Consider the following 25,427-nt stretch of genomic DNA (forward strand, 5'->3'; position numbering starts at 1 on the left):
GACTCTGCGCGCCGTTGTGTGTGACGGTAGCCGTTGCAGCTTGCAGCTCGGATGATTTTCCGTCGGGGGTCGAGGCGCCTCGGGGGCAGGATGGCCGAGGGATGCAGCCTGCGACGGGATCGGATCGGATGCCTTCGGATCTGCGCGCGGCGTACATCGCTGCGGTTCAGCGGGAGGCTCCGCCGGAATACCAGATCGTCAGGGGAGGTGCGCTCGAGGCGCCGAACCAGGCCCAAAGGTTTCTATCGGAGTTCACGAACACGGGCGTCCGCGTCGCCCCGCAGCAAGGTGCGGGCGCGTGGAGCTTCCAGATGTCAGCTTCACGTTACGGATGCTCCGATGTTCTGACGCAGCTTCCGGTGGCCGAACCCGATGCTCGACAAAACCGAGTCGAATATCGTCGGGAGGGAACGGCCTCGAGCGACCCGGTCGTTGAATGGTATCACAATGGACCGCTCGGGCTCGAGCAAGGTTTTACCTTGGCGTCAGCGCCAGGCTGCCGCCAAAACGGCGGAGGCGAAGTCACCATCGAGATCGCCGTCGGAGGCAATCTATCCGCCGAGCTCGTGAAGGAAGGGACCGAGGTCCATCTGCGCGACGAGACGGGCCATGTCGCGCTCCGGTACACGGATCTCCACGTGAGCGACGCGTCGGGCGAGGTGCTCCCTGCGCGCCTCGACACGGGGCCTTCTGCCATCACCATCCGCGTGGACGATACCGCCGCTGCGTATCCGATCGTCGTCGATCCGCTGGTATGGGTCGAGCAATCCACCCTGCTGGCGAGCGACGGCATGATGTACGATGCGCTCGGCTACTCGGTGGCGATCGACGGCACGACGGCGCTCGTGGGCGCCATCGGAGGCGACGGCATCGGAGTAAACAGGGGCGCGGCCTATGTGTTCGAGAAAGTCGGCGGCACATGGACGCAGACAGCGAAGCTTTGGGGGAGCGATAGTACAACCCAGGCACAGTTCGGCTGGTCGGTTGGGCTCCGCGGGGACACGGCGCTCATCGGAGCTCGGTACGACAGGCCGCTGGGAATTTCGGTCGGAGCCGCCTACATTTTCGTGCGGAGCGGGGGAACATGGACGCAGGAAATGAAGTTCCAGCCGGTCAACCTGTCTTCAGCCGAGAATTTCGGCTATGCGGTGGCGCTGCCCTCGGCGGACAGGGCGATCGTGGGTGCCCCTGACGCGGATGCGAACAAGGGCGCGGTTTACGTTTTCACCAAGAGCGGCGGGGTATGGACGCAGGAAGCGAGGTTGTCCGCGAGCGACCCCGGCACCTATGACCGTTTCGGTCATGACCTCGCAGCGGACGGGGACACGATCGCCATCGCCGCCCCCACGGCCCAAGACTACGGCTATATTCACGGAAAGGCTTATATCTTCGACAAGGTTGGCGGCGTGTGGACGGAAACCAAGAAGCTTCTGCCCGCCGATCTGACCCAAACCTCCCATTTCGGCACTGGGATTGCCATGTCCGGCGATACGGTGGCGGTCGGGGCGAGCGCGGATCAAACTCTCGGCTATGCTTCCGGCGCAGTCTACGTCTTCGATCGCAATGGCGGCGCGTGGCCGCAGACTGGCAAGCTGTTTCCCTGGGATACGGCATGGGTCACCAACAACTATTTCGGTACCGCGGTTTCGATGCTCGGGGATACGTTGCTGGTGGGGGCCTACAACAATTCGCAGCAAGCCGCGGGCGCAGGTGCGGCATACATCTTCGACAAGGTCGGTGGTGCATGGACGCCGAGGCAGAAGCTCCTCCCATCTGCGGGAGAAGCGAACCGCATGTTCGGTTTTTCGGTCGCCATGAGCACGAACACCATGGTCATCGGCGCGCATGGCGATGGCCCTTCAGGGCATGCGCCCGGCCGAGCTCACATATTCGAATCGCAGTTCGCTTTCGCGGACGGCGATGCCTGCGCGCAGAGCGCAGAATGCGCCAGCGGTTATTGCGTCGACGGCGTCTGCTGCAACAGCGCATGCGGCGGAAACGTCGCCGGCGATTGCCAGGCATGCAGCGTCGCGGCCGGCGCCTCGGAGAGTGGCGTCTGCTCGGTCTTCTCCGCCGGGACGCTCTGCCGGGCGGCGACCGACGTATGCGACGTGGCGGAGACCTGCAGCGGTGTCAGCACAGCCTGTCCAGCCAATGGCTGGGCCTCTGCCGGCACGGTCTGCAACACCTCTGCCAATTCGTGTGATGCCGCGGAGACGTGCACGGGCTCGTCGGCCTTGTGCCCGCGGGATCTCGGTCCGGTCTTCACCTGCGCTACGCCGTGCGCGGCGCCGAGCTTCGGGGCGGCGACCACCATCTCGACCGGCGCTCATAGCCCGCAGGCGGTCCGATTGGGCGATTTCGACGGTGACGGGGACGTGGACATCGTCACCGCCAATTACAGTGGCAACTACCTCAAGATCTTCCTCGGCAACGGCAGCGGCAATTTCACGGCTTCGAGCACGATTACCGTCACAGGCGTTCCCCGCGAAGTGGTCGTCGCCGATTTCAACGAGGATGGCAAGCTCGACCTCGCGACGGCCAACTACGACGGGAACAACGCCGCGGTCCTCCTCGGCAACGGGAACGGCACCTTCGGCGCCCCGACGTATCATGCCGCGAACGTGAACCCTGCGGACATCGTAGCGGCGGACTTCGACGAGGATGGTCACCTCGACTTCATTACAGCGAACCGAGGGGACAACAATGCCACCGTCTTTTTCGGGACGGGAACAGGGAGTTTCCCCCGCTCCTCGACGTTCGCGACCGGTGGACTGCCGCGGAGCGTGGTGGCTCGAGACTTCAACGGCGACGGTCGAATCGACGCGGCCACGGCAAATACCTACTCGAGCAACCTCACGATCTTCCAGGGCTCGGGCACGGGAAGCCTGTCGTCCAAGCAGACGATTGCGGTGGGCGCGAACCCGAGGAGCGTCGCGGTACACGATTTCAACAGCGACGGGAGGGTGGACATCGCCACGGCCATCGACAAACAAGATGTCGTCAAGGTGATGTTGGGCAATGGCGATGGCACCTTTGGGTCATCGACGTCGTTTGCGACGGGCACGGCGCCCTACTTCGTGACGCCGGGTGACTACAACGGTGATGGGGTAACGGACTTCGCGATAGCGAACGAGAAGTCGAACGACGTCTCGATCCTGCTCGGGAACGGTGACGGCACCTTTGGCGCGGCCACGAATTTCGCTGTCGGTACGGCGCCGCATTCCCTCCGAGCGGCGGATTTTGACGGTGATTCGGATCTCGACCTCGTTGTCGCGAACAGCTCTGGCAAGAGCATTTCGGTCTTGCTCAATACCTGTAGCTGCTCTCTCGCCTGCGTGCCCTGAACGATTTGCGCCCCTGCCCTGCCCGCGATTACCGCGACGTAGCACCAGGCGGAAGGCATCCTACCGTATAGCTGTACCCTGCTGAGCTCGGGAACGCCGCGGCGACATACGTCTTCTCGCCCTTCGGCGACTCGACGTCCAGGATCAGCATGTGCTCGGCCAGCCACCCCTGCTCCCGGCCGAGCACCGAGGCGATGCGCAGCGCGAAGCACTTCTTGCCGAGCAGCGCATTGCCGCCATGGCCGCTCCCGAACGACCAGACGTGCGGTCTTCGACCCGCGCGACGTAGCCGCTCCGCTGACCGCGTCTTTCCCCTGGCCAGATTCGGTTACACGCTACGCGACGCCAGATGAGGGCCGTGCCCTCGTCGAGCGAAGAGGAGCGAGCGATGCCAGGGAGCAGGGAGCTGGTACAGCTGCGTGCAGAGCTGTCGAGGTATCGAGAGCAGAAGAGCCGTGGGAAATTCCCGGGCGAGCTGCGGGAGCGAGCCGAGGCGTACGCCAAGGCGCGCTCGCGCTCGGGGGCAACACCGACCGAGATCGCCACGGAGCTCGGTGTCCACAAGATGACTGCCGACCGATGGGTGGCTGGCGGTGAGCGTGCAGACGAGGATGCGTCGCCAAGAGCCCCCAAGGCGGCTCAGCAGATTCCGTTCCTACCCGTCGTGGTGCGCCCGGAGCGCCGCGAGGCGCCGCCTTTGCGGCTCAACGTCGCGTTTGCCGATGGGACGCGGATGCAGGTATGCGGGATAGGCGCGCGCGAGCTCGTGGAAGCGATCGAAGCGTTGCGGAGGGGACGGTGACCCCCGCGACGATTGCCGTCTATCTGGCGGTCGGTCCAGTGGACTTGCGTGGCGCGTTCGACCGGCTCGCCGCGATCACCCGGCAGGTGCTGTGCCTGGACCCGGCCAGCGGCGCGCTGACATCTCCAACGAACAGCTGCTCACCTTCGGCCGCAGCTTCGGCCCGCTCACGCCGGCCCACCCGATCGCGCTGGGGCTCCCCGAGCACCCGGAGATCTGGGAACGAAAGGCCGCCGAGTACAAGGAGAACCACCGGTCGGACCTCTCCATCCCCACCGCCAAGCCGCCGCGCGACTACAAGGGCTGGCACATCGACATCACCTTCGTCGCCAACCCGAACAGGTACTCCATCCTGCGCGGCGTGGAGATCCCGCCGTACGGCGGCGACACGCTCTGGAGCAACCTCGAGTGCGCCTACGACGGCCTGTCGCCCACGATCAAGGCGCTCGTCGACGGGCTCCAGGCCGTCCACCGCACGAGCAGCTACGATAACGGAGAGCCCAGGCCGGGCCGCAGGGCCGCAGGCCCGTTCGCCGCGCTTCACCCGCTCGTGCGCGTGCACCCGCGGACCGGCCGCAAATCGCTGTTCGTCAACCCGGGGACGACGAGCCACATCGTGGGCCTGCGAGAGCGCGAGAGCCAGGCGCTCCTCGATATGCTGGCCGACGAGGTGACGCGGCCCGAGTACGCGGTGCGCTTCCGCTGGACGCCCAACGCGATCGCCGTATGGGACAACCAGGCCACCGCCCACGCCGGCCCCATCGACTACGCCCACTTCGACCTGCCGCGCGTCGTCCGCCGCATCACCGTCGCAGGCGAGCTGCCCCAGGGGCCCGACGGGTTCCGCTCGCGGCCGCTCGAAGGCGAGCTGTTCGGCGTGCTCGGCTGACGCCGCGCCCCCACGCGTGACCTTCAGGCCGGCCCTCGCCGGGCAGCGGACCAAGGACCAGGGCCGCCGCGAGCCACGGCCCCTCGCCGAGGACCCGCGCCGAGGCGGGCCCGGCTCGTGACCCGACCGAACTCGCGGTAAGCTCCCTGCATCATGAGCGACGTCGAGAATGTCCTGGTCGCAGCGCTGCGTCTGTCGGCGGAGGACCGAGCGGCCGTGGCGGCCGCGCTGATCCGGAGCCTCGATGAGACCGAGCAAAGGACCGGGGAGGTCGAGGCTGCGTGGGCCGAGGAGATCCAGCAACGTCTCGCCGACGTCGACGCCGGGGTCGTCACGCCGGTCCCTTGGCCGGAAGCCAGGCGCCGCATCCTGGCGGCTGCAAACGGCCGTCGTGAAGCTCCTTGAGGTCCTGCCAGCCGCACTCGCGGAAGCCGAGGAGGCTGCGGCGTGGTACGCGGAACGGGATCCACGCGTAGCGGCACGGTTCGCCTAAGCGCCGAGAAGTTCGCGCGGCGCGAGGGGTGCACGCCGAAGCAGCTGTACTGGTGGCACTGGAAGCTGCGGGCTGACGGGCCCTCGCAGCCCTCGCCGTCGTCGTCGACCGAGCCGCCGCGGTTCTTGCCGGTGCACGTGGTGGCCGACGCGTCGCCGGTCGTGACGGAGCCGATCGAGATCGCGCCGCCCAACGGGCGGGTGGTCCGCGTTCGGCCGGGCTTCGACCCTGCCACGCTCGAGCGCGTGCTGACGCTGGCGGCCGAGGAGATGCCGTGCTGACGCTGCGCTTCAGCACCGCCGCCGTCAGGCTCGGGACCTCGACTCCCTCCTCCTCGCTCCGTCGCTTCGTCATCGCACGGCGACTCTACGCACGCGACCGCCTTCCACAAGCACGCGTCAGAACGCGCTCTGCGGAGCGGCTACGACTATTATGCCTAGCCCTGAACTTTTGCGGCAAGGGTCTCGAGTGGCTGCCTGAGCGCGCCGTATGCCTCGTCGGGCGTGGTATGGGCGAGCTCCTGGTGGAACCCTCCGTGAGCCAGTCGATTGCGCTCGTCACGAATTCGATTGATCTGACCCAACAACGATTCCGAGAAGCTTTGCGGCTCGAGGACGCGATACATCACTATCCATGTCGAGATCGCGTCCGGCAGCGTTTCTGTAACTTGCTTCTTCGACATCCCGCTGCGCTTGGCAATGTACTCGAAGAAGCCATCCTTGAAGTCCGCCTCGAACCCTGCAAACAGTCGCATGAGGGCTACTCGGTACAGGTCCTCGCGCTCCTCCTTGAGCCGCACCTTCCGCTCGCCCTTCTTGAAACGCAACAGGTCGCCAAGCAGCGCTCGCAAGTGAGTCTCCTGGTCATGCTCTTCACTGAGTTCCTGAATGTGTTTCAGCCGAGAAAGCTGAGCATCGTACCAGGCTTTAGCCTTGTCGAGGTGCTTCATCGTAGAAGCTCCGCGAGAACTTCGTCGCGGAAGGTTTCCTCGGTCAGAGGCTTGAGCGGGCCGTGAACCCCCTCCCAGGAATACATCCATCCGGACGCGCCAACATATTCCAAGAGGGCGGCGCGCGCGCCCGAGCTAACCTCGACCTGAGGTCGTCGCCCCGCTAGAAACGACCGCGGCTGCACGGTCACTTGGTCGTCTTTGAAGTGGATTGTAATCGCCGGCAGATTGAGACGTTTGTCAATGTGCTGCACGAGCACGCTCCACTCCTGTACCCCTAGCGGCAACCCCTCCACCCACTTACTGATGTCGCCCATCAGCGTTGTCGCGACCTTCTCGAATTCCTCGAGGTCGGTCGCCTTCTCTTCCCCACGCTGTTTTAGAACGTCTGCCAGGCTCATTGATGCACTGTACCATGTTCCGGTTTGCGATGCCAGATCACGCGGCCAGAGTCCGCGCCCGGACGCATTCGCGCCGGAACCACATCAATGGTCCTCTGCTGCGGAAGACGCAATGGGCTGCTCGACATCGTATTGCAGCAGCCGTGGCCATCGGTCGCTCGCTCCCTCTGGACCACGCAGCTGAATGCGGGGACGTTGGGCGGGCGGAGCGGCGCGGGACGCCGGGGCGGCGACCCCATCAACGTTGCCAGGGATCGGGGACACTTCGCCTGCCGCACAGGGATCGAGCATGCGGAAGACGGTGAGCTGCGCGGCGTGGTTGCTCCTCGCCGCCGTTTCTTCGGTCCATTGCGGCGGCACGGTCGGTCGTCCACCGCCCGCCGCCCCCGCCCGAGCCTCCCCTGCACGCCGCACACGCCGAGCCCGCCCCTGCGGCCGCCGCCTCCGCCGCCGCCCCGCCCCGGCGTGCCCGGGCCGCCGTCGCTGGCCCAGTCCGCCTCCCAGCCGGCCTCGCTGATGCGTTCGATGCTCGGGTGGGCTGCACGGCCGCCGATCCGTTGCGGACCTTGAACCGACGGCAGACCGATGACATCCTGACGCGAGGCGCTGAAGACGGAGACACTCATGGAGAAGCGAACCATCGAGCAGCTCGAGGCGGCGCTCGACGCCGTCAGCAAGGACCTGGCGCCCCGCGTCGAGGAGCTCGCTCAGAAGAGCACAAGCGGCGTCCTCACGCCTGAAGAGCACAGAGAATATACCGAGGTCGTCCGCTTGAACGACATGCTCAGCCTCCTCAAGCTTCAGGCAGAGGAGGTATGGAGCATGCGCGCGGCGTCGTGAAGCTGCCGAGCGACACGCGAGAGCTGGTCCAGCGGCGCGCCCAGGGGGCATGTGAGTACTGCCACCTTCCACGACCAGTTGCCGGAGGGTGAGCGTGGCGCGGGCGAGGCGTCATGTGCGGCGGGCGGTCGGGACCTCGTAGGCGAACGAGCCGCGCTCATCGAGGTGGTAGGCGGAGACGTCACGGTCGATCTTCCGCCCGCCGGCGCTCGTGAACATGCGCCGGGGAAAGACGCGCACGCGGGCCTGCGCGGCGCCGGGGAGCAGCTCGAAGCGGCCGGCGCTGAAGCCATGGAGGCGGGTGACGCCGCGGCCGCCGGGGCCGTCGTGCTCCTCGAGACCGAAGAGGGAGGCGCCCTGCAGGGCGTGACGCGCGTGGCCGCCGCCGTGGGCGGTCGAGGTGGCGGTGCCCTCGTGCATGTGGCCGAAGAAGTGGGCGGCGAAGCGACCGGCCGGGTCGACCTCCTGGCGGAAGTCCTGGCGTGCCTGCGGGTGGAGCCACTCGGGCGGGTGGTGGGTGAGCAGCAGGTTGATGTGGTGGCGCTGCAACCACTCGGGGGCGTCCTCGTCGCAGACGACGTGGAGCTGGCGCGGGTCCACGGCGAGGCGCTCCTGGTAGTCGCCGCCGGTGAGCTGCAGGAAGGCCGAGTTGAGACCGATGACGCCGAGCTCGAGGCCGTGGAGCGACAGCGAGGTCGAGCTGTCGCCCGGCAGGATGCCGAGCGTCCGGCGGTCGCGGACGTGCCACCGGCAGGAATCGACCCACGCGGTGTAGGGCCTGAAGATCTGCGCGAGGCGCTCGCGGTAGCCGAGGCTGTCATTCACGTCGAACACCTGGTCGCGCAGGCGCGCGTTGGCGTGCCACTGCGAGAGGGCGAGCACGTACGGATCGAGATCGCTGGGGCGCCTCAGGTCGTGGTTGCCGGGCACGGTGATCAGCCGCGGTTGCGAGCCGAGCTGGTCGAAGCGCCGCCACAGCCTGTCGAGGGTAGCGTCGAGCTTCTTGAACTCGTCGGCGCTGCCGCGCTGGGTCAGGTCCCCGGTGAACAGCACGAGGTCCCACGGGCCGCACAGGTCGTGCAGGCGCGCGAGGTCGTCGAACAGCGTGGCCATGACGTTCGGCCACAGCCAGCTCGTGCCGCCCATGCCCTGGTGGAGGTCGGTGAGGTGCAGCCAGCCGACCGAAGCGGGCCTCGCGGGCGTGGACGGCGCTGGCCGCGGGGCGCTCGGGTCTTTCTCGGGAGGGCGGGTCGAGCGCGACAGCTTGTCCGAGGAGTCGAGACCCCGAGCGGCCAGGTCGACGGTCGTGGCGTCGCGTCCGGCGGTCGGCCGCGCGGGCTCCGGCGCGGGGGTCGCGGCCGGGGATTCTTCGAGCTCGCCCGCGTCCGAGTCCGCGGCCTCTCCGGCGAGCTGGGCCCCCTGCCAGAGCAGCACGTCGGCGCCGTGTGGCGAGATCGTGTGTTCCTCGAGGAGCTTGCGGACGCGTGCGCTGTAGTCGAGGTACCCGGTCGGCTTGCCGAGCGCGATGGGCGGGCCGCCGTCGATCGCGGCGAGCCCCCGCGCCATCGTCGTGGTCGCCGGCGAGAAGCGCATGGGATCCCGGGTGTGCAGGATCATCGACGGGAACAGCCAGCCGCCGCCCGGCAGGCTGCCCCCGCGGCGGAGCGCGGCCAGGTGCTCGGCGAGCCAGGCATCGTCGGCTTGCCATAAAGAAGGCACCGCCGCGTTCACGCCGTCGAGCGCGGCGACCAGCAGGTTCGCGTTGTTGCCGACCAGGCCGGTGGCGAAGCGATTGTTCACGTCGCGGCCGTCGACGTGGTCGGCGTTGAAGAGCTGGAGGAGCCGCCGGAGGCCGGTCTCGTCGAGCTGCCCGAGGGAGCCCTCGATCAGCATGCGCGCTCGCGCGAGCGCGCCCTCCCGCCGGGCGATGCGCTCCGGGTGCAGGCGGGTCCGCGTCTGGTGCAACACCTGTTGGCGATCGAGCATAGGCGGCCACTATACCCGGGCGCGGCTCCCGTCGGCCGCCTCGCGCGAACGGGCGTCGCCCTGGCCGGGCGAGGCCCATCTGAGCGATCATGCCCTCGTGGAAGCTATGTCAGCGCACCACGAGCGCCGCGCCGAAGCACGCCGTCACTGGCGAGCGTAGCGGCCAGACTCGGCTGCGGGTCGGCAGCAGAGACCGCCGAAGCCGAGCCGAAGCTGTGGTAGAGTTCACGTCATGAACCACCGCGACCGAATCGTACGAGATCCTCTCGTCTGCGGGGGCGAGCCGGTCATCAAGGGGACGCGGGTCACGCTCCGCACGCTGCTCGCCAGCCTCTCTGACGGCGACTCGATCGAGGACATCCTCAGCGACTACCCGACCCTGACCGCGGACGACGTGCGCGCAGTGATCGCGTTCGCCGCGGATTCCGTCCGGGAAGACCTACCGGCGCCCAAGGTCGTCGGCTTCTGATGCGCATCAAACTGGATGAGAATCTGCCGACTTCCCTGGTCGAGGCGCTTGTGCAGCTCGGCCACGACGCGGACTCGGTGCACCAAGAGGGGCTTCAGGGGTCGCCAGACGCCGGCGTGTGGGCGGCGGCTCAGGCGGACAAGCGTTTTCTGATCACGCAGGATCTCGACTTCTCGGATCTGCGGCAGTTCGCCCCTGGAACACACCACGGGCTCCTGCTCCTCCGCCTCGCGGATCCAAGCCGGCGGGTACTCAAGGCCTACATCGAGTGTCTCTTCCGGACAGAGGACGTCGAGCGCTGGGCCGGGTGCTTCGTGGTTGCAACGGACACCAAGATTCGCGTTCGGTGGCCCGAACCGAACCGTTGATCTGACGCTCTCGGTCGAACAGGCCAATGCTGCTGACGTGCGCCCTTCCTCGCTTCGGCGGGCGCCCGCAGCAGATCACCCCCATGGCCGCCGCTGCACCCGGATTGGCCGCGGCGCCTCGCCGCCTGCATGCGATAACCCGCCGCCAGCCCTGCGACGCGACGGATCGCGACGTCCGGCGGGCGGGCGGGCGCAGTGTCAACGTGGGCCAGGTGGAAGACCCCACCTCGGTCGTCATGAAGGGTTCCTCGCCGCTCAGCCCGAGCTGCGCCTTCCCCGCGTGCCCGGGGGCCGGGCCTTCGCCGCCACCGGCCGTGTTTCGCGTGCCTGGGTCGCATAGGCACCGAGCTGCGCGACGAGGTGCTCGAAGACGAGGCGGACGCGGCGCACGGCGCGCAGATCCTCGTGCATGACGACCCAGGCGTCCAAATGGAAGGCGAGCGCGGGCAGCACGCGCACGAGCGGCACCGGCCGCCGGCTGAGCGGGAGCTGGCACACCCCGATGCCGAGGCCGGTGCGCACCGCGGCGAGCTTCACGACATCGCTGTCGCTGCGAAACGCATAATCGCGCGGCGTTGTGATGAGCCCGGCGGCGGCGAGCGCGTCGATGATGGCGCGGGAGCCGTCGGCGCCGATGAGGGCGTGGCCCTGCACGAGCCCCGCGAGCGACGTCGGGGCAGCGTGCGCGGCGAGGTACGCCTTGGTGGCGAAGAGGCCGAGCTCGACGCGCCCGGCGCAGCGCCTCACCAGGCCGGCCTGCGTCGGCTCCGCCATGCGCACGGCGACATCGGCGTCGCGGCGCAGGAGATCCTCGGTGCGATTCGTGGCGACGAGCTCGATATGAAGGCGCGGATGAGCGACGAGGAGCGGGGCGAGCATCGGGGGAAGCACCTCGGCGCCGACGACCTCGCTGCACGTGACGCGCACGGTGCCGCGGTCGGCATCGGTGGGGCTCGACACGGCGCGCACGAGGGCGCGCGCGCTCGCGGCGATGGACTCGGCGTAGGGCAGCGTGGCAAGCGCGAGCTCGGTCGGCACCAGGCCGTTCGGCGCGCGGGTGAACAGCACGACGCCGAGCTGCGACTCGAGCTGCTCGATCTGGCGGCGCACCGTGGGCTGCGCGACGTCGAGGGCACGCGCGGCGGCGGAGAGGCTGCCGGTACGCATGACGGCAAGGAAGGCACCGTAGAGGTCCCACGAGGGCTCGGCTGGGCTCATCAAAAGATGATGAGCGGATGGACGCATTTGTACAATGTTCATGAGCACCCGCAGCGACCATGCTCTCCACGTCGCCGGCACCCGCGCCGGTACGCTCGACGAGGACAACGACCATGACCACCGCCGCGATGCTCCCTGCGCTCGACCTCGCTCCCCCTACCCGCCGCCCCGCGCCGCAGCCCACCTGCGAGGTCGCGGCGGGCGGGGCCACGGGCACGCCGCGCGCGCTCCTGCGCCTCGAGGGCGCGCTCGTGCTCGGAGCAGCGCTGCTCGCCTACGCGCACCTGGGCGGGAGCTGGGGATGGTTCGCGGCGCTGTTCCTCCTGCCCGACCTGTCGATGCTCGGCTACCTTGCGGGCCCGCGGGTGGGCGCGGTGGCCTACAACGCGGGACACAGCCATCTGGCTCCGGCGCTGCTCGCGGTCGCGTCGGTCGCGCTTGGCTCGCCGGCGCTGCTGCTCGGCGCGGCGATCTGGGTCGGGCACATCGGCTTCGATCGGATGCTGGGCTATGGGCTCAAGTACGGGACGGCGTTCGGCGACACGCACCTCGGCCGCGTGGGCGCGAAGCGCTCTTTCAAGCAACGATGGTTTCAACGCTCGCCGGCCTGAAGACGGCTGCAGGAACGGCGTCGAGTTCCTGATCCCCGCGGACAGCAAGAACCACGTGGAGACCGAGCAGTTCATGGTCCCGGCCCCGGACTCGCCCGGCTCGCAAGAGATGCCGTTCCCGCCGGGCACGCGCGTCTATGGCGAATTTCTGCACATGCACTACCTGGGCTTCGACGAGAAGGTGACGGTCACGCGGGCGAACGGCTCACCCGATCAACCCAAGGAGGAGTGCCTGGCGCACGCGCCGAAGTGGGAGTTCTCCTGGCAGCGCTCGTACTCGTACGACGCGCCCATCGAGACGCTCCCGACGCTCGATCCGGGCGATGTGCTCCAGATCCGGTGCACGTACGATAACTCGACGGAGAACCCGTACGTGGTCAAGGCGCTCAAGGAGGCGAACATGATCTCGACGATCGACGTGGCCTACGGCGAGGGGAATACGTTCGACGAGATGTGCGTCGCCGGGCTCTCGCTCGTGTACCCGATGCCCTGACGGGAGCGGAGGCGGGCGGAGTAGAAGGCATCAGCGAGCCACGGCTGAGCGTCTTCCGTCGCGTCAGAGCGACTCGAGGTACGCCACGAGATCGTCGAGCTGCGCCGGGGCGAGCGCGGAGACGTCGCCGTGGCGGTCGCCGCCGCAGGCCGGGTCGAACCGGTCGCGGAGCGTCTTCGCGCAGCCGTCGTGCATGAACGGCGCTCGCGCGGAGAGGCCGATCAGCGAGGGCACCTGGAATGCCTCGCCGAACCCGACATCCTCGTTGAGGTTGTTCGTGAGCATCGGCCCAGCGTGGCATTTCGCGCAGCCTACCTGCGGGTCATGGAACAGGGCCTCTCCTCGCCGGACGGCGGCCAGGTCGTCGGGGGGCGAGGCAGGGAACGCCGGCACGCTGTCGAGGAAGCGCCCGAGGAGCTCGATATCCCGAGCTCCGGGCAGTAGTAAGCCGCGCATGCGCGATACGAAGACCTCCTGCATGAGGTGGGTGAGGTCGATCTGATCGCCGCTCCAGTGGAAGGGAGCTGTCTTGAGCACGCCGCCCGCGACCGTCTGGGTGCGCCGGAGGCCGAGCTTGTCGAAGCGCCACGTGTGACCGTCCTCGTGCGCTTCCGGATGGCAGGAGGCGCACGCGACGCCGCGGGAGCCGCTCGGCGGCTCGTGGAACAGCGCGTGTCCCGGGTCCGCCACGCTGTCGCCGGGGAGGTCGACGTCCCCGCGATCGAACGAGTAGTAGTGATCGCGCCCGTCGATATCGAGCACCTCGATCCTCGCCGGCTCGCGGGACTGGACGACTGCAGCGCCCCGCGCCGTGAAGGCGACGGCGATCGGCTGGATGGAGAGCTGCACCGGCCTGTTGATACGGCACGTGCCCGAGGCCTCCTCGCTCGTGACGGTGTCGAGGTCGATGAACTCGATGATGTAGCTGCCGGCGCTCACGACAGCGGCGCGCTTTCCGTCCGGCGCGACCGCGATGTCGACCGGGAGCGGCCTCTTCCAGAGGGCCGGCGTCGGGAGCTCGGCTCCGTCCCCTGGAGCGGCCGAGGCCGGGGGCAGGACGCTGACGGCGCCGTGCAGGATGTCGCTATCGCAGTAGTCACCCCCGTAGTAGCCCGTGGGGGCGAGCACGACGGGCGAGGTCGACGCGCGCTGGTGGACCATCGCCGCGCCGCCGCCGGGGAGGGCGACCATGCGCCAGGCGACCGAGGGGCGGTAGTCGCGGGCGACGCCGGCCTTCGCGGTGAACGACGGGAGCGACCGCCGCGAGAGCACCTCTCCGTCCGGGCCGATGACGAGGGTCTCCGCGGATCTGAACCGGCTGACGAGCAGGCGATCGCCCTCGACGATCACGTCGCGCAGGTCGGCGTCGAGCCGTAGCTTCCGGAGCGCGGCGCCGCCCTGGGCCGGGAGCGTCACGAGCTCGCCGCCGGCGCAGGCCACATGGATCGCGTCGAGCGACGCGTCGTAGGCGAGGCCGCGCGGCGCGGGGCAGACGGCGCGCCGGTCGAGCACCTTCGCCGTCCCGACATCGATCGTCGCGAGCTCGCCTGCGCGGCGCAGGGCGACGTGGACGCGGCCGGCCCCGTCTTCGACGACGCGCCCGGGCTCGTCGCCGCGCGCGAGGGGGATCGCGCGGGGCTCGCCGCCGTCGGTGTCGACCACCCAGACGCCGTCGCGATCGGGGTCGGCCGCCACGGCGGTGTGCCCGTCGCGGGCGATCAGCAGCGTGCCGCCGCTGATGGGCGGCGGGGGCGCGTCGCTCGCGGGGCCCGACGGCAACCGATTCCCGGAGTCGTCGGGGAGGGAGGAGCAGGCCGCGACGCCGGCAGCGATCGCGCTCAAGGCCGCGAGGGCCAGGTGGGTTGTCGTGCAGGAGAGGTTCCAATGCATGAGGCCTCCGGAGGTGGCGGGCTGCTCGGCGAGCGCGAGCAACAGCAAACCCAGAACGCTGTCGGGGAGTCGACGGCGCGCGGCCGAGCAAGAGCAAGACGCGTGCGCGGGGGCGGGGGCGCGGGGGCGCGCTGCGCGCCCGGGAGGCGCGGTGTTCGGAGGTACGGGGAGCGATGGGCGGCGGCAAGGTGGTGTGGTCGCCTGGCATCAGTGTCCTGGCATCAGTGTTACGGACAGCCACACGGGGGCAGCGCGGAGCGGGAGGGAGCTCCGGCGCGAGGGCGTGCGGCGGTGCCTCGCGCACCGTAGATCCCCTAGTTGAATCGCGCGCATGAACGCACGCGTGCAGATCTCGGGTATACCTCCCCCATGAGCAACCTGTCCGCGATCGGCTTCGCTGCTTCCTCCGAGGACGATTTGCGGCGTACGGTCGGCGCCGCGCTCGAGCGCGCCGCTCCGCCGCCCGACCTCGGCGCGTCCGCGGCGCACTACCTCTGGTTCCGCGACGCGAGCGGCGCCGCGCTCGCTGCCCGGCTTGACGACCAGAAGGCGATCGATTGCATCACCCCCTTCTTCGCCGCGCCCGACGGCGGCACGCGCTGGCGGGTGCACACGAGCGCGCCGCACCTCGATCGCGAATGCCTGCATTGTAGCGGCGCGGACTGCGACGTGCTCGACCCTTCGTCCGGCGAGATGTGCACGCGGACCGCGCTGCAATTCCTGTTCTTCGAGCCCTATCAGGCCTGGCTCGCGGACGAGCGGACGTTCGAGGTCGTCATCGTCGGCTTCGCCTCGTCCCTTTCACTCTGCACCACGCCCGACGACCTCGAGCGCGCGCAGGCGGCGCTCTTCGGCGAGGCAGAGCCCGGCGTCCCGCGCGAGCCCGGCAAACCCATGCGCCTCGCGGACCAGGCATTCCTGCCGCACGGCATGTTCGGCGCCGAGGGCGAGCTCGGCGCGCGCGCCCGCGCCCTGCTCACGGGGAACGTCGAGTCGGTCACCGTTGCACGCAACGAGCTCACCGGGAGCAGGTTCGTACATACGCGCGTCCGCACCCTCGGCGGTCCCATCGACATCGTCGCGCCGGCGGACGCCGTGGAGGTCCCGGAGCGCGCGACGCTCGTGGTCGCCGACTGCTGGCTGGTCGGGCGACCCGTCGAGGCGCCGCCCCCGAAGACCGGTTTCTTCCGCCGCATCCTCGGCAGGGCCTGAGGACGGCGGGCGGAGACGAATGCATGACTACCCGATGGGACATCGAAGGCACTCTGGCGCGCTGGTTCGCCGTCGATGCGGACTCCCAGCTGGGTGTCTTCACGGGACCGTACGCGGCGTGGCCTGCGTCGGTATTCGATGACTACCAGGCGGTCGAAGCGGCCGACGAGCTCCTCGCATCTGCTCCCCTCATCACGGAGGCCGTCGTCAGCGCTCGGTGGCGCGCATCAGGGGCATCTCCAGCACTCCCGTCGCTCGAAGCTTCCTGTGGCCTCTACTCCTTTGATGCAGACCTCGGTTACGGGGGACAGACGGTCTACTATCTCGACGCCGCACCCGTACGCCCTCTGCTGGAGCCCGAGGCGCCCCCCATCCTTCGTCGCGCTGCACGCCTTGTCTGCCTCCCAAGCATCCGATTTGCCACCGTCACGCAGATCGACCTCTCCGGCCTCGTCCCAATCGTGGTGGGCGGTGGTTGAGCCTGTGCCCATCCCGGCGGATTTCTCGCGGCACGGTGCCGCCCAACTCGCCGGCAGAACCGCAGTGGTTGGGCGGGGAAAGACCGGGGTACGGTCTCTCAGGCACAGGTTCCGGCACATCGCGCCGGGTCGAGCCGGCGCCTGCCGGAGGACCTACAGCGAGCGTTCGATGGCGAGACATGAGGTTGCTGCTCGACGCACACACTGCTGGCTCTGGCTCGTCGCCGCCCCTGAGAGGATCAGGCACGGCGTCGTGGAGATGCTCGTCGCAGAAGGTACCCGCACACGCGCCTTCGTCCGGTGCAGGGCCCGCGCGGTCGTGCGCCGACTTCCTTGACAAGGTGGGGCAGCCTTCGAATACGCTATCTTTCCACGATGCGTCGGAGCGGCACGAGGGGGTGGGATCGGCGTTCAAGGCGCTCCACGCGGAAGCCTGGCGCGAGTTGCGGCGGCCTGCGGATATTTCGGCCGCACAGCGGTCGCCCGAGGCAATCGATTGCAGGCGCGCATCTTGCTTCGCTGTGCGCCGCGAAGATAGGTCGCTCAGCACAGCTGATTGCGACGTTGGGGGGGCGGCTGCGACGCATTCGCGTGCAGTAGGTTGAGCCGAGAGGCTGTCGCGGAGCTGGCGCCTCGAGCTCCCGACGTTGTTCCCTGACAGGGGCTGAGTGAATGAGGCGTCGCTCCCTTTTCACCCTCACGGAAGGAACCAGCACGATGCGTTCGACTCGCCACCATCTCTTCGCCGCGGGCGCGCTCGCCCTGGCCCCGACGTGCATGCTGTTCCCCAGCGGATGCGCCGGCTCACCTCCCCCGCCCGAAACGGTCGCCGACCTGTGCCGCGCGCTCATCGATCTCGAAAAGCACGGCAACTTCAATGCAGGCAAGGAGTGTCACGACCTCATCGAGAACCCGGGCGGCGCGGGATCGCCGGGTGGCTCCCAGGGCCCGGGCACGATTGTCTCGCACGCGTGTGCCGCTGACGCGACGGCGTTCTGGCCCTCGACGGTGATGCCGATCCCCGTCTGCTGGGAGAACCCGACGTCCAATGATCAAGACGCCCGATTCCAGGTCCGCGAGGCCGTCCGCGACACGTGGGAGCGATGGTCGCAGGTCCGCTTCGCGGACGACTGGCCCAAGTGCGCGCCTGGAGTGAAGGGCATTCACATCATCATCGCCGACGTGAACCCGGCCTCCGGCGTCGGTATGACCGAGCTGAACGGCGTCACGGCCTCCCTGAAGAACGATCCGGCCGGCGCTCCGCTCCAAGTGCTTGACGGCGGCATGGTCCTGAACTTCGACATGTCGGCGTGGCCACCCGCTACCGCCGCTCATCCGACGTCGGGGGTCACGTTCAGCGACGCTCGTCCGCGAACGTGGTTCATCAAAGTGATCGCGACGCACGAGTTCGGGCACGCGCTCGGCTTCCTGCACGAGCAAGGGCGCGCATCCACGCCCGTGTGGTGCACCGATCGCGACACCAACGGCGAGCGTCCTTGCAACGCGGAGGAGGGGCAATGGGATGCGAACTCCATCATGAGCTATTGCTCGAGCGAATACACGAACGGCGGCGAGCTGAGCGAGATCGACAAGCGGATGCTCCAAAAAAAGTACGGCGCCCCCACGTCCGCGTGCCTTCCCGGGGAGACCGCTTGCGGTGCCGGGTGTGCCTACCTCGACCGTGACGTCGAGAACTGCGGCGCGTGCGGCAACACGTGTCCCGCGTCCCAGCGCTGCGATCAGGGCGCGTGCGCATGCCCCGTGAACTACGGGTTGTGCGGCGGCACCTGCAAATCGATCCGCAGCAACACGAACTGCGGTTCGTGCGGCAAGAAGTGTGGCTCGGGGACGCACTGCGACGGTAAGAAGTGCATCCCGAACGCTGCTTGCAACATCTGCACGTGCCCCGACGGCTTCGTGGCGGGGCCCGACTCCTGCGAAAACACGACCCAGTGCCGGGATCACATTTGCCGGGCGCACGGGCCCCGCTCTGGGCACGAACACAGCTCGGACTAACCAACCAGCCGCCCAACAAGGCGGTGGAGCCGACGGTCCGGGCAGCCTCGCTTCGCTCGGCAGCCCGGCCCGCGGCTCACCGCCAGGGGGTTCGGCGGGTCGGCATCATGCCAAGGCGGCCAGGGACCTTCCCGTCTTCCACGGCGACGCCGTCCCCGCCCGAGATCATCTTGCCCTCCTCGTCCCAGCGGATGCTGCCCCGCCCGAGCCCCCCTTGGACGCCGCGCCGCACATGCCGAGCCCGCCCCTGCGACCGCCTCCGCCGCCGCCCTGGTCCAGCGTGCCCCAGCGCCTGCGACAGCGCAGTCCACTACTTCTTGACGGAGAGCGGAACTCCCGGTGAGCCGGCATAAACGACCACGAACACCGCCGGCTCGTCACCGTCGTTCCGCCCGGTATGCCAGGCGTTGACGAGCTCGATAATCGCGTCCCCCGCGTGCAGCTGGCGCTCTCGGCCCGACTCCGTCACGACCGTGACGGCGCCGGAGACCAGATAGGCCGCGTTGATGCTCGGGTGCTTGTGGACCGGGAGCGCGCCGCGCGGGGGGATCGTGATACGTGCGACGGTGATTTCCGGTGCCGTCGTCGGGTAGGCCGGCAGCGCCGCGCCGTCCCACGACGCCTCGCCCTTCGCGATGATCTCCACGGCGGGTCCGTGCGCGTCGTGCCCCGCGCTCCGCGGCGTCCTTTGCGTGCAGGCGCTCGCGAGAAGACAGTGTGTAACGAGGAAAAAAGAAGGCCGCTCGCATCGTCCGTCGTTATTACCGATCTCGTGAGCGCAGCAAACCCTTCCAATGTCGTCTTTTTACGTCCGGCGCCTCCCGATAGGTGGATGCTGGCGACCAGTAGGCGCGACAGCGCGTACCTCGACGTTGCCCACCTCTACGGCGGGAAGTTGCCCCGGATCAGCAGAAAAACCGCCAAGCCGCCAAGGACGCCAAGGGGAGAGGGAAAGGGGGCCGCCCGGGCATCCCCCCTACTCCCCGGTCTTCTTGGCGCCCTTGGCCTCTTGGCGGTTCGCTTCCCCGGCCGACTTCCCGCAGTAGGGCTACCCGGAGCAGCGGGCGCCGTGGGTCGTGTTCGTGGAGGGGATGCCTGCCTGTACATCAACCTGTACCGGGACGGCCCTTGTGTGTCAGGCTCACAGCGCGAACCCCAGCAGGACCCCCTGGCAATCCGTCAACGGCGAACATGATCCTCCGCTCCGCCGCAGATCTTCAGAGCTGGCTCTCTGACAACGGTTGGCTTCAGGACGCGGTCGTGGAACGCCTCGATCCACCGCCGACGTCGGCCCCGGGCTCCTCGCTTCCAGGCAGCGTACGCATGTCGCTCTGGATCCAGGTTGGCGGCGGCTATCGCGCCGGGGAGCAGCGGGTCGTCCGTCAGCTTGAGCTCCGCGCCATGGACATCGAACACTACTCGGTCGCGGAGAGTGGCTATGTCCCCGGGCACTGCTGCGAAGGGTTCGAAGTGCTGGAACACAGCCCGGCGCTCGCGTTCGAGCTGGATGTACCCGGGTCGTTGCAGCTCAGGTGCTCCAGGATCGAGATACACGAGATCGAACGGGTGGAGACCGTGCCCGCTTGGTTCAGCGAGCGGGGCTTCGACGCTCACTTGCCAGCGCCTCCTCCGAGCCCCGCCGAGTGGCGTCGACTCTTCTCTGGCTACAGCGTCGCCGTGACCTGGCGATGCTACGGCGGGCCACCGGCGGAGCCTGATAGCGTACCCGCCGACTATACAGGATGGTTCATTCAGACAATCGAGCGGGTACCCATGACGACGGGCGGACTGTTCGTGTCCTCGTATCGCGATGCGCGGCCCGGTGGCATCACGCTGGAGCTGAACGACCCCGGCGCTCGCGTGCTCTGGGTCGTCGCGGGCGTGATCGTGAGCGAAATTTCAGGTGTCGAGGTCAGCTGCGGCAACGTCACCTTGACTGGGGCGGCGTGGCGGGAGCATCTTGCGTCGACGTACCCCGCGCTGGAGGAGCTTTGCCGGTCGGCAAGAGGCGCCTGACCGGCGCTTCCAGCCGACGGCGCTGAAGCGCCCTCCGCCGAAGCGCAACATGTTGACTATCATCAGGTGCATTCGTGTCGAAGGTTGATCTCAAGAGGGAACTCAAACATCTCTACCAGGCATCCGCGAAGGAGGTCGTTCAGGTTGACGTGCCGACATTTCAGTTCCTCATGATCGACGGCAAGGGCGATCCCAACACATCGCGGGAGTACGCCGAGGCCGTGGAAGCGCTGTTCTCCGTTGCCTACACGACGAAATTCATGGTAAAGAAGGGGGCGCGAGGGATCGACTACGCGGTCATGCCCCTCGAAGGCCTCTGGTGGTCGGATGACATGTCCGTCTTCACCTCCAACGACAGGTCTCGGTGGAACTGGACGATGATGATCATGCAGCCTCACTTTGTCGAGGAGGCGACGATTCAGGCTGCCATGGTGGAAGTGAAACGAAAGAAGGCGCTCGCCGCGCTGGACGCGCTCAGGCTGGAGAGCTTCACCGAAGGATCATGCGCCCAGATACTTCACATCGGCCCCTTCACTGAAGAAGGGCCGACCATTCAACGGGTCCACGATTTTATCGGCGCGCGCTCGGCGCTTGCAGGAAAGCACCACGAGGTGTATCTGAGCGACATACGTCGCGCCGATCCGGCCAAGTGGAAGACCATCATCCGCCAACCCATGGAGTGATGGCCAGCAGATCGTTCAAGCCGACGCCGCTTCGCGGCACGGCTCAACCCAGGCGTCAGGTCGCAGAAAACACGCTCTCCCTCACCACCACCCGTCCTCGGAGGTTCCATGAAGCGAGTCACTGGCATTGGCGGCATCTTCTTCAAAGCCAAAGACGCTCCGGCGCTACAGGCTTGGTACAAGCGGCACCTCGGGATCGATGTCCAGGAATGGGGTGGCACGGCTTTCAGCTGGACCGACGGTGAAGGCAAGCCGGTCGCCGGAACGACCGTCTGGTCCATCGCTTCGGCGCAAAGTGACCAGTTCGCGCCCAGCGCTGCGACGTTCATGGTCAACTACCGGGTCGAGGATCTCCACGCCCTCGTCAAGGTCTTGCGCGAAGAAGGCTGCAACGTCCTCGAGAAGATCGACGATTCCGAGTACGGAAAGTTTGCCTGGGTCATCGATCCGGAAGGAAACAAGGTAGAACTCTGGCAGCCGCCTGCCGGCCAATGACCAGGGCAACCGGCCTCGGCAGCCCTCTCGCGCTGCAGCCCTCGCCGCGCCGGGCCCCATTCCGCGCGCGCCGCCGACGATGACGACGCGCCGGCCCTGGAGAGATCCCTGAGAGTCGCTCGCTACTTCGCGAGCTTGCCGATCACCTTGAAGCCGATGTTCGCGCCGTACTTGGTCGCGCCGTAGCCCAGCTGGATGTTGAGAAAGCCCAGCGCTTCCAGGTAGCGGGCGTTCGCCAGCGGGCCTGCGTCGACGCCCTCGAAGCCGAGCGCCTTGCCGAGCTCGAGCACCTGCTTCTTGACATCGTCGTGGTCCCCCGCGACGAGCAGGCTCAAGGGCTCGCCGTCGACCTTCCCGCTGGCCATGTTCTGCGCGAACACGGTGTTGAACGCCTTGACGGCGCGCGCGCCCCGGGCCCACTCCTGGACCTGCTCGGCGCCGCTCTTGTTCAGGTCGCCCGCGTAGCTCCAGTCAGCGTTCAGCAGGTTGGTCGGGTCGACGAGGGTCTTGCCCTCGACGTCGCCGAGCTTCTCGATCGCGTCGGCGCGCGCCGGGGCCGGGACGGCCAGGACGATGATGTCGCCCCAGCTGCCGGCGGCCCGGACCTCGCCGTGCTGCCCGGCTACCTGGCACACGAGGACGTGCTCGCGGGGCGGCTGGTACGGCTGGTTCCGAGCTGGAAGCAAACCGTCGGAACGCTCTTCTTCGTCTACCCGCCGGCTCAGCACGTGCCGCGCAAGGTGACGGCCCTGCGCGACTACCTCGTGGACGTCATCGCCCAGCGGCCTCTCGCGCTCGCCGATGGATGAGCGCCGTCAAGACCGCTCAGGCGACCACGAGCCCGGCGCACGCCAGCCAACGAGGGCCGCGAGGATCCGGCCCAGCGCTGCCCCGAGGCCAGGCGAAGGCTCGTCGCACAGCGTCGGTGCGACCGAGAGTCCCAGCCGGTCCTTGAGGATCTCCTGGGCGCGGCGAATGGATCGTGGATCCCGGCGGTCAAACCAGATGGCTTCGCCAGACGACTCGCTGGCCTCCGGGCCTTCGTCCTCCGCCGGCCCGAGGTACAGGGTCACGGTGTTTCGTCCCAGCGTGGCAGGTGGGTCGCTCCGCATGTTCCACAGCATGCTCCGCGCTCGTGACAGATCAGTGGCGCAGGCGAAGACTCTCCGTTGCAGCGCGGCGCTCCCCCAGCCGCAGCGGCGCCCCTGGACGAGGCCGAGTGCCTGAAAACGAGCCCGTCACCCTCGCCGTGGACCGCGACGAGCACATGAGCCTGTCGGCGCCCCTGTCGGAGAGATGCGCAGTTCCTGAGTGTCATTCCGTCCACCGTACACGGCGCCTGGTCTCGTGAGATCCTCGCCGCTCCGAGGAGGCCTTGACATCGGCCCCCCCTCGGCTCGCCTTTCTGTACCATGCGACTTCCCCACGCTCGCCGCTTCGAGGCGGACGACCTGCTGTCGTTCAAGCTTGTCGCCGAGATGGTCCTCTCGCCCGACGGCCGCTGGATCGTTTATGTCCTCGAGGAGATCGACGCCAAGGCAGACACCTACGTCTCCAACCTGTGGCTCATCCCCGCGAGCGGAGGCGCTCCCCGGCAGATCACGTTCGGCTCGGACACGAACGAGAGCCCCCGCTTTTGTGGTAAGGAGCTGTGGACCGGTCGGCACGCTCGTTTGAATGCTCGGCAGCCGCCGTGCCGGCTATCGAGAGGGCGGCGGCTTCAACACGGGGCGGCGTCGAGCCGCATGTCTACGGGAGGACTTATGCAAGTGATCGTCGCGGGCGGTGGGATCGGCGGCCTGGCCGCGGCGCTGGCGCTGCACGCCGCGGGTCATGAGGTGACGGTGTTCGAGGCGACGCCCACCATCCTGCCGCTCGGGGTGGGCATCAACCTCCTGCCCCACGCCGCCGAGGTGCTGGGCGAGCTGGGTCTTTTCGAGGCCCTGCTGGCCCAGAGCGTGGCGACCCGCGAGCTCATCTATTTCAACCGCTTCGGCCAGCGCATCTGGGCCGAGCCCCGCGGCCGCTTCGCGGGTCATGCCACGCCGCAGCTCTCCCTCCACCGCGGCGCCCTCCAGGGCGTGCTGTTCGACGCCGCCGTCGAGCGGCTGGGCCCCGACCGGGTGCTCTGCGATCGGCGCCTCGCGGGCCACGAAGAGGGCGAGGGCCGCATCGTGGCGCGCTTCCTCAACCGCGAGGGCGTGGCCTGGAAGGTTGAAGCCGATCTCCTGATCTGCGCCGACGGCATCCACTCGGCGGCGCGCGCCGGCCTCTATCCGGACGAGGGGCCGCCGATCTATGGCGGTCACATCCTCTGGCGGGGGACCAGCCTGGCGGCGCCCTTCCTCACGGGCGCCAGCATGATCATTGCCGGGCATCAGGACCAGAAGTTCGTCGTCTATCCGATCTCCCCACCGGGGCCGGACGGCCGCCAGAAGATCAACTGGGCCGCCGATCTCGCGTTCGCCAGGAGCCTGCGACGGGAGGACTGGAACCGGCGGGGCGACCCCGCCGACTTCCTGCCCAGGTTCGAGGACTGGCGCTTCGGCTGGCTGGATGTGCCCGACCTGATCCGGAGCGCCGAGGCGATCTACGAGTTCCCGCTTGTCGACCGCGATCCGCTGCCGCGCTGGAGCCATGGGCGCATGACGCTGCTGGGCGACGCCGCCCATCCCATGTATCCGAACGGCTCCAACGGGGCGAGCCAGGCCATCCTGGACGCCCGCGCCCTGGTCCGCGCGCTCGCCGCCCATGCCGATCCGGTGGAAGCGCTGGCCGCCTACGAGGCCGAGCGCCTGCCAGCCACCGCCGCCATCGTCGCGGCCAATCGCCGCAACGGTCCGGAGCAGTGCTTGCAGATCGCCTATGAGCGCGCGCCCGACGGATTCGACCGCATCGAGGACGTCTTCGCCCCCGGCGAGCTGGAGGCCATCGCCGCCCGCTACAGGGTGCTGACCGGCCTGAAGCGCGCCTCGGAGCCCGTCACGCCGGCGTGAACCAGGCGCCGAGCGCTCAGACCTGCGCCATGCCGCCGTCGACGAAGAGCTCGCTTCCGTTGATGAAGCTGCTGTCCTCGGAGGCGAGGAAGACGGCGGCCTTGGCCACCTCTTCCGGCAAGCCGAGCCGCCCGAGGGGGATGCCGGCGACGAGGCTCGCCTTGATCTGCCGCGCCTGCTCCTCGGTCGCGCCGAGCCCGTGCAGCCCTGGGGTGTCGATCGGCCCCGGGCTGATCACGTTGACTCGGTGATCGCGCCGAGCGCGGCGAGCTCGCCGCCGTCGGCGTCGGCGAACAGGACGTCGATGGGGGCGCCTTGCTGCTTCACCACCTCGAAGAGGCGATCGAGATCGGCGAGGCTGGAGACGTCGCTCCGGACGCCACGCCTCTCGTGCGGCGATTTCGCCGCCCTGCGAGAGGCGGCGATCGCCGGGCTGGGCGTGGCGTTGTTGCCCGATCACATCGCCGCGGAGGACTCGAGGGCTGGCAAGCTCGTCCGCGTCTTCCCCGAGTGGTACGTGACCGAGGGCATCGTCCACATCGTGTTCACCTCGCGCCGCGGCTTACCGCCCGCGGTACGGGCGCTGATCGAGCACCTCGCGAGCCACATCCATGACGACGTGATGAAGGAGGGTATCGACCGAGGAGGCTGTCGCCCCGAGCTTCAGTCTTCGCTCGACAGAAGCCTCGGAAGGTGAATGTCTGGGCCCCGAGAACATCGGGGCTCTACGTGTGGCTGCGTGTGGCTGCGCCTCGCCTGCCGGCCTGGCCGAAC

27 protein-coding genes and 2 pseudogenes are annotated in these 25,427 nt (G+C 68.3%); 19 read left to right on the forward strand and 10 right to left on the reverse strand.

Annotated features, from left to right (window positions below):
• The first annotated feature begins 101 nt into the window (after positions 1-101).
• Positions 102-3,347, forward strand: a complete 3,246-nt coding sequence (locus tag WMF45_RS41300; protein WP_437711712.1) for an FG-GAP-like repeat-containing protein — start codon at positions 102-104, stop codon at positions 3,345-3,347.
• Positions 3,348-3,393: 46 nt separating this feature from the next.
• On the opposite strand, the pseudogene WMF45_RS41305 reads toward WMF45_RS41300, so the two are convergent.
• A pseudogene (locus WMF45_RS41305) lies at positions 3,394-3,609 on the reverse strand (phosphoenolpyruvate carboxykinase domain-containing protein); the annotation flags it as partial.
• A 126-nt stretch (positions 3,610-3,735) separates the two neighbouring features.
• On the opposite strand from WMF45_RS41305, the gene WMF45_RS41310 reads away from it, so the two are divergent.
• The 4 genes from WMF45_RS41310 (at position 3,736) to tnpA (ending at position 5,812) form a co-directional block, all read left to right on the forward strand.
• Positions 3,736-4,149, forward strand: coding sequence for a helix-turn-helix domain-containing protein (locus tag WMF45_RS41310; protein ID WP_437711714.1), 414 nt, complete (start codon positions 3,736-3,738; stop codon positions 4,147-4,149).
• Between the two features lie 91 nt (positions 4,150-4,240).
• Entirely contained in the window at positions 4,241-5,038 is a 798-nt protein-coding gene (locus tag WMF45_RS41315; protein WP_437711716.1) for a TauD/TfdA dioxygenase family protein, read from the forward strand.
• 153 nt (positions 5,039-5,191) lie between these two features.
• Complete coding sequence (locus WMF45_RS41320) at positions 5,192-5,443, forward strand: addiction module protein (protein WP_437711718.1); 252 nt, start codon at positions 5,192-5,194, stop codon at positions 5,441-5,443.
• 42 nt (positions 5,444-5,485) lie between these two features.
• A complete protein-coding gene (tnpA, locus tag WMF45_RS41325) occupies positions 5,486-5,812 on the forward strand; it encodes an IS66 family insertion sequence element accessory protein TnpA (RefSeq protein ID WP_437711720.1) in 327 nt (108 codons plus the stop codon).
• A 155-nt stretch (positions 5,813-5,967) separates the two neighbouring features.
• Here the strand turns inward: tnpA and WMF45_RS41330 are convergent, their stop codons facing one another.
• Both WMF45_RS41330 and WMF45_RS41335 read right to left on the reverse strand, forming a co-directional pair.
• Complete coding sequence (locus WMF45_RS41330; protein ID WP_437711721.1) at positions 5,968-6,480, reverse strand: hypothetical protein; 513 nt, start codon at positions 6,478-6,480, stop codon at positions 5,968-5,970.
• A complete protein-coding gene (locus tag WMF45_RS41335; RefSeq protein ID WP_437711723.1) occupies positions 6,477-6,881 on the reverse strand; it encodes a hypothetical protein in 405 nt (134 codons plus the stop codon). Before WMF45_RS41335 ends, WMF45_RS41330 begins: the two co-directional genes overlap by 4 nt.
• A gap of 624 nt (positions 6,882-7,505) precedes the next feature.
• On the opposite strand from WMF45_RS41335, the gene WMF45_RS41340 reads away from it, so the two are divergent.
• Positions 7,506-7,721 carry a hypothetical protein gene (locus WMF45_RS41340; protein WP_437711724.1) on the forward strand — a complete coding sequence of 72 codons (216 nt, stop codon included), beginning with the start codon at positions 7,506-7,508 and terminating at the stop codon, positions 7,719-7,721.
• Positions 7,722-7,832: 111 nt separating this feature from the next.
• Here the strand turns inward: WMF45_RS41340 and WMF45_RS41345 are convergent, their stop codons facing one another.
• Positions 7,833-9,707, reverse strand: coding sequence for a metallophosphoesterase family protein (locus WMF45_RS41345; protein WP_437711726.1), 1,875 nt, complete (start codon positions 9,705-9,707; stop codon positions 7,833-7,835).
• A 232-nt stretch (positions 9,708-9,939) separates the two neighbouring features.
• Between WMF45_RS41345 and WMF45_RS41350 the strand changes: the two genes are divergently transcribed.
• Positions 9,940-10,176: a DUF433 domain-containing protein gene (locus WMF45_RS41350; RefSeq protein ID WP_061616646.1), complete on the forward strand. Its 237-nt coding sequence runs from the start codon at positions 9,940-9,942 to the stop codon at positions 10,174-10,176.
• Positions 10,176-10,544: a DUF5615 family PIN-like protein gene (locus WMF45_RS41355; RefSeq protein ID WP_437711728.1), complete on the forward strand. Its 369-nt coding sequence runs from the start codon at positions 10,176-10,178 to the stop codon at positions 10,542-10,544. Before WMF45_RS41350 ends, WMF45_RS41355 begins: the two co-directional genes overlap by 1 nt.
• 255 nt (positions 10,545-10,799) lie before the next feature.
• Here the strand turns inward: WMF45_RS41355 and WMF45_RS41360 are convergent, their stop codons facing one another.
• Positions 10,800-11,804: a LysR family transcriptional regulator gene (locus WMF45_RS41360; protein WP_437711730.1), complete on the reverse strand. Its 1,005-nt coding sequence runs from the start codon at positions 11,802-11,804 to the stop codon at positions 10,800-10,802.
• A 71-nt stretch (positions 11,805-11,875) separates the two neighbouring features.
• On the opposite strand from WMF45_RS41360, the gene WMF45_RS41365 reads away from it, so the two are divergent.
• A complete protein-coding gene (locus WMF45_RS41365; protein WP_437711731.1) occupies positions 11,876-12,373 on the forward strand; it encodes a DUF4260 domain-containing protein in 498 nt (165 codons plus the stop codon).
• Positions 12,374-12,428: 55 nt separating this feature from the next.
• Complete coding sequence (locus tag WMF45_RS41370; RefSeq protein ID WP_437711733.1) at positions 12,429-12,866, forward strand: hypothetical protein; 438 nt, start codon at positions 12,429-12,431, stop codon at positions 12,864-12,866.
• Positions 12,867-12,929: 63 nt separating this feature from the next.
• Here WMF45_RS41370 and WMF45_RS41375 read toward each other — a convergent pair whose 3' ends face one another.
• Positions 12,930-14,804, reverse strand: a complete 1,875-nt coding sequence (locus tag WMF45_RS41375) for a cytochrome-c peroxidase (protein ID WP_437711735.1) — start codon at positions 14,802-14,804, stop codon at positions 12,930-12,932.
• A 321-nt stretch (positions 14,805-15,125) separates the two neighbouring features.
• On the opposite strand from WMF45_RS41375, the gene WMF45_RS41380 reads away from it, so the two are divergent.
• The 3 genes from WMF45_RS41380 to WMF45_RS41390 all read left to right on the forward strand — a co-directional run bounded on the left by WMF45_RS41380 (position 15,126) and on the right by WMF45_RS41390 (position 18,463).
• Positions 15,126-15,968 (forward strand): hypothetical protein, encoded by an 843-nt coding sequence (locus WMF45_RS41380; protein ID WP_437711737.1) that lies wholly within the window; start codon positions 15,126-15,128, stop codon positions 15,966-15,968.
• Positions 15,969-15,991: 23 nt separating this feature from the next.
• Positions 15,992-16,447: a hypothetical protein gene (locus WMF45_RS41385; RefSeq protein WP_437711739.1), complete on the forward strand. Its 456-nt coding sequence runs from the start codon at positions 15,992-15,994 to the stop codon at positions 16,445-16,447.
• A 717-nt stretch (positions 16,448-17,164) separates the two neighbouring features.
• A complete protein-coding gene (locus WMF45_RS41390; protein ID WP_437711740.1) occupies positions 17,165-18,463 on the forward strand; it encodes a hypothetical protein in 1,299 nt (432 codons plus the stop codon).
• Between the two features lie 310 nt (positions 18,464-18,773).
• Here the strand turns inward: WMF45_RS41390 and WMF45_RS41395 are convergent, their stop codons facing one another.
• Complete coding sequence (locus WMF45_RS41395; RefSeq protein WP_437711742.1) at positions 18,774-19,109, reverse strand: cupin domain-containing protein; 336 nt, start codon at positions 19,107-19,109, stop codon at positions 18,774-18,776.
• A gap of 677 nt (positions 19,110-19,786) precedes the next feature.
• Between WMF45_RS41395 and WMF45_RS41400 the strand changes: the two genes are divergently transcribed.
• The 3 genes from WMF45_RS41400 to WMF45_RS41410 all read left to right on the forward strand — a co-directional run bounded on the left by WMF45_RS41400 (position 19,787) and on the right by WMF45_RS41410 (position 21,657).
• Complete coding sequence (locus WMF45_RS41400; RefSeq protein WP_437711744.1) at positions 19,787-20,479, forward strand: hypothetical protein; 693 nt, start codon at positions 19,787-19,789, stop codon at positions 20,477-20,479.
• Positions 20,480-20,553: 74 nt separating this feature from the next.
• Positions 20,554-21,162: a GyrI-like domain-containing protein gene (locus tag WMF45_RS41405; RefSeq protein ID WP_437711746.1), complete on the forward strand. Its 609-nt coding sequence runs from the start codon at positions 20,554-20,556 to the stop codon at positions 21,160-21,162.
• A 108-nt stretch (positions 21,163-21,270) separates the two neighbouring features.
• On the forward strand, positions 21,271-21,657 hold the full coding sequence (locus WMF45_RS41410) for a VOC family protein (RefSeq protein WP_437711748.1): 387 nt from the start codon (positions 21,271-21,273) through the stop codon (positions 21,655-21,657).
• Positions 21,658-21,779: 122 nt separating this feature from the next.
• Here the strand turns inward: WMF45_RS41410 and WMF45_RS41415 are convergent, their stop codons facing one another.
• Positions 21,780-22,292, reverse strand: coding sequence for an NADPH-dependent F420 reductase (locus tag WMF45_RS41415; protein ID WP_437711750.1), 513 nt, complete (start codon positions 22,290-22,292; stop codon positions 21,780-21,782).
• On the opposite strand from WMF45_RS41415, the gene WMF45_RS41420 reads away from it, so the two are divergent.
• On the forward strand, positions 22,269-22,466 hold the full coding sequence (locus WMF45_RS41420) for a hypothetical protein (protein ID WP_437711752.1): 198 nt from the start codon (positions 22,269-22,271) through the stop codon (positions 22,464-22,466). The two genes, WMF45_RS41415 and WMF45_RS41420, sit on opposite strands and share 24 nt — an antisense overlap.
• 6 nt (positions 22,467-22,472) lie before the next feature.
• On the opposite strand, the gene WMF45_RS41425 is transcribed toward WMF45_RS41420, so the two are convergent.
• Entirely contained in the window at positions 22,473-22,730 is a 258-nt protein-coding gene (locus WMF45_RS41425) for a hypothetical protein (RefSeq protein ID WP_437711754.1), read from the reverse strand.
• A gap of 690 nt (positions 22,731-23,420) precedes the next feature.
• Here WMF45_RS41425 and WMF45_RS41430 point away from each other — a divergent pair.
• Complete coding sequence (locus WMF45_RS41430; protein WP_437719632.1) at positions 23,421-24,653, forward strand: flavin-dependent oxidoreductase; 1,233 nt, start codon at positions 23,421-23,423, stop codon at positions 24,651-24,653.
• A 16-nt stretch (positions 24,654-24,669) separates the two neighbouring features.
• On the opposite strand, the pseudogene WMF45_RS41435 reads toward WMF45_RS41430, so the two are convergent.
• Positions 24,670-25,034 (reverse strand): annotated as a pseudogene (locus WMF45_RS41435) (SDR family oxidoreductase); the annotation flags it as partial.
• On the opposite strand from WMF45_RS41435, the gene WMF45_RS41440 reads away from it, so the two are divergent.
• The gene (locus WMF45_RS41440) at positions 24,958-25,350 is read left to right on the forward strand and encodes a LysR substrate-binding domain-containing protein (RefSeq protein WP_437711756.1); all 393 of its coding nucleotides are present in this window, start codon (positions 24,958-24,960) and stop codon (positions 25,348-25,350) included. The pseudogene WMF45_RS41435 and the gene WMF45_RS41440 overlap by 77 nt on opposite strands.
• Positions 25,351-25,427: the final 77 nt, after the last annotated feature.

It is taken from the genome of Sorangium sp. So ce448 (genome assembly GCF_051520915.1).
Lineage (GTDB): Bacteria > Myxococcota_A > Polyangia > Polyangiales > Polyangiaceae > Sorangium > Sorangium cellulosum_B.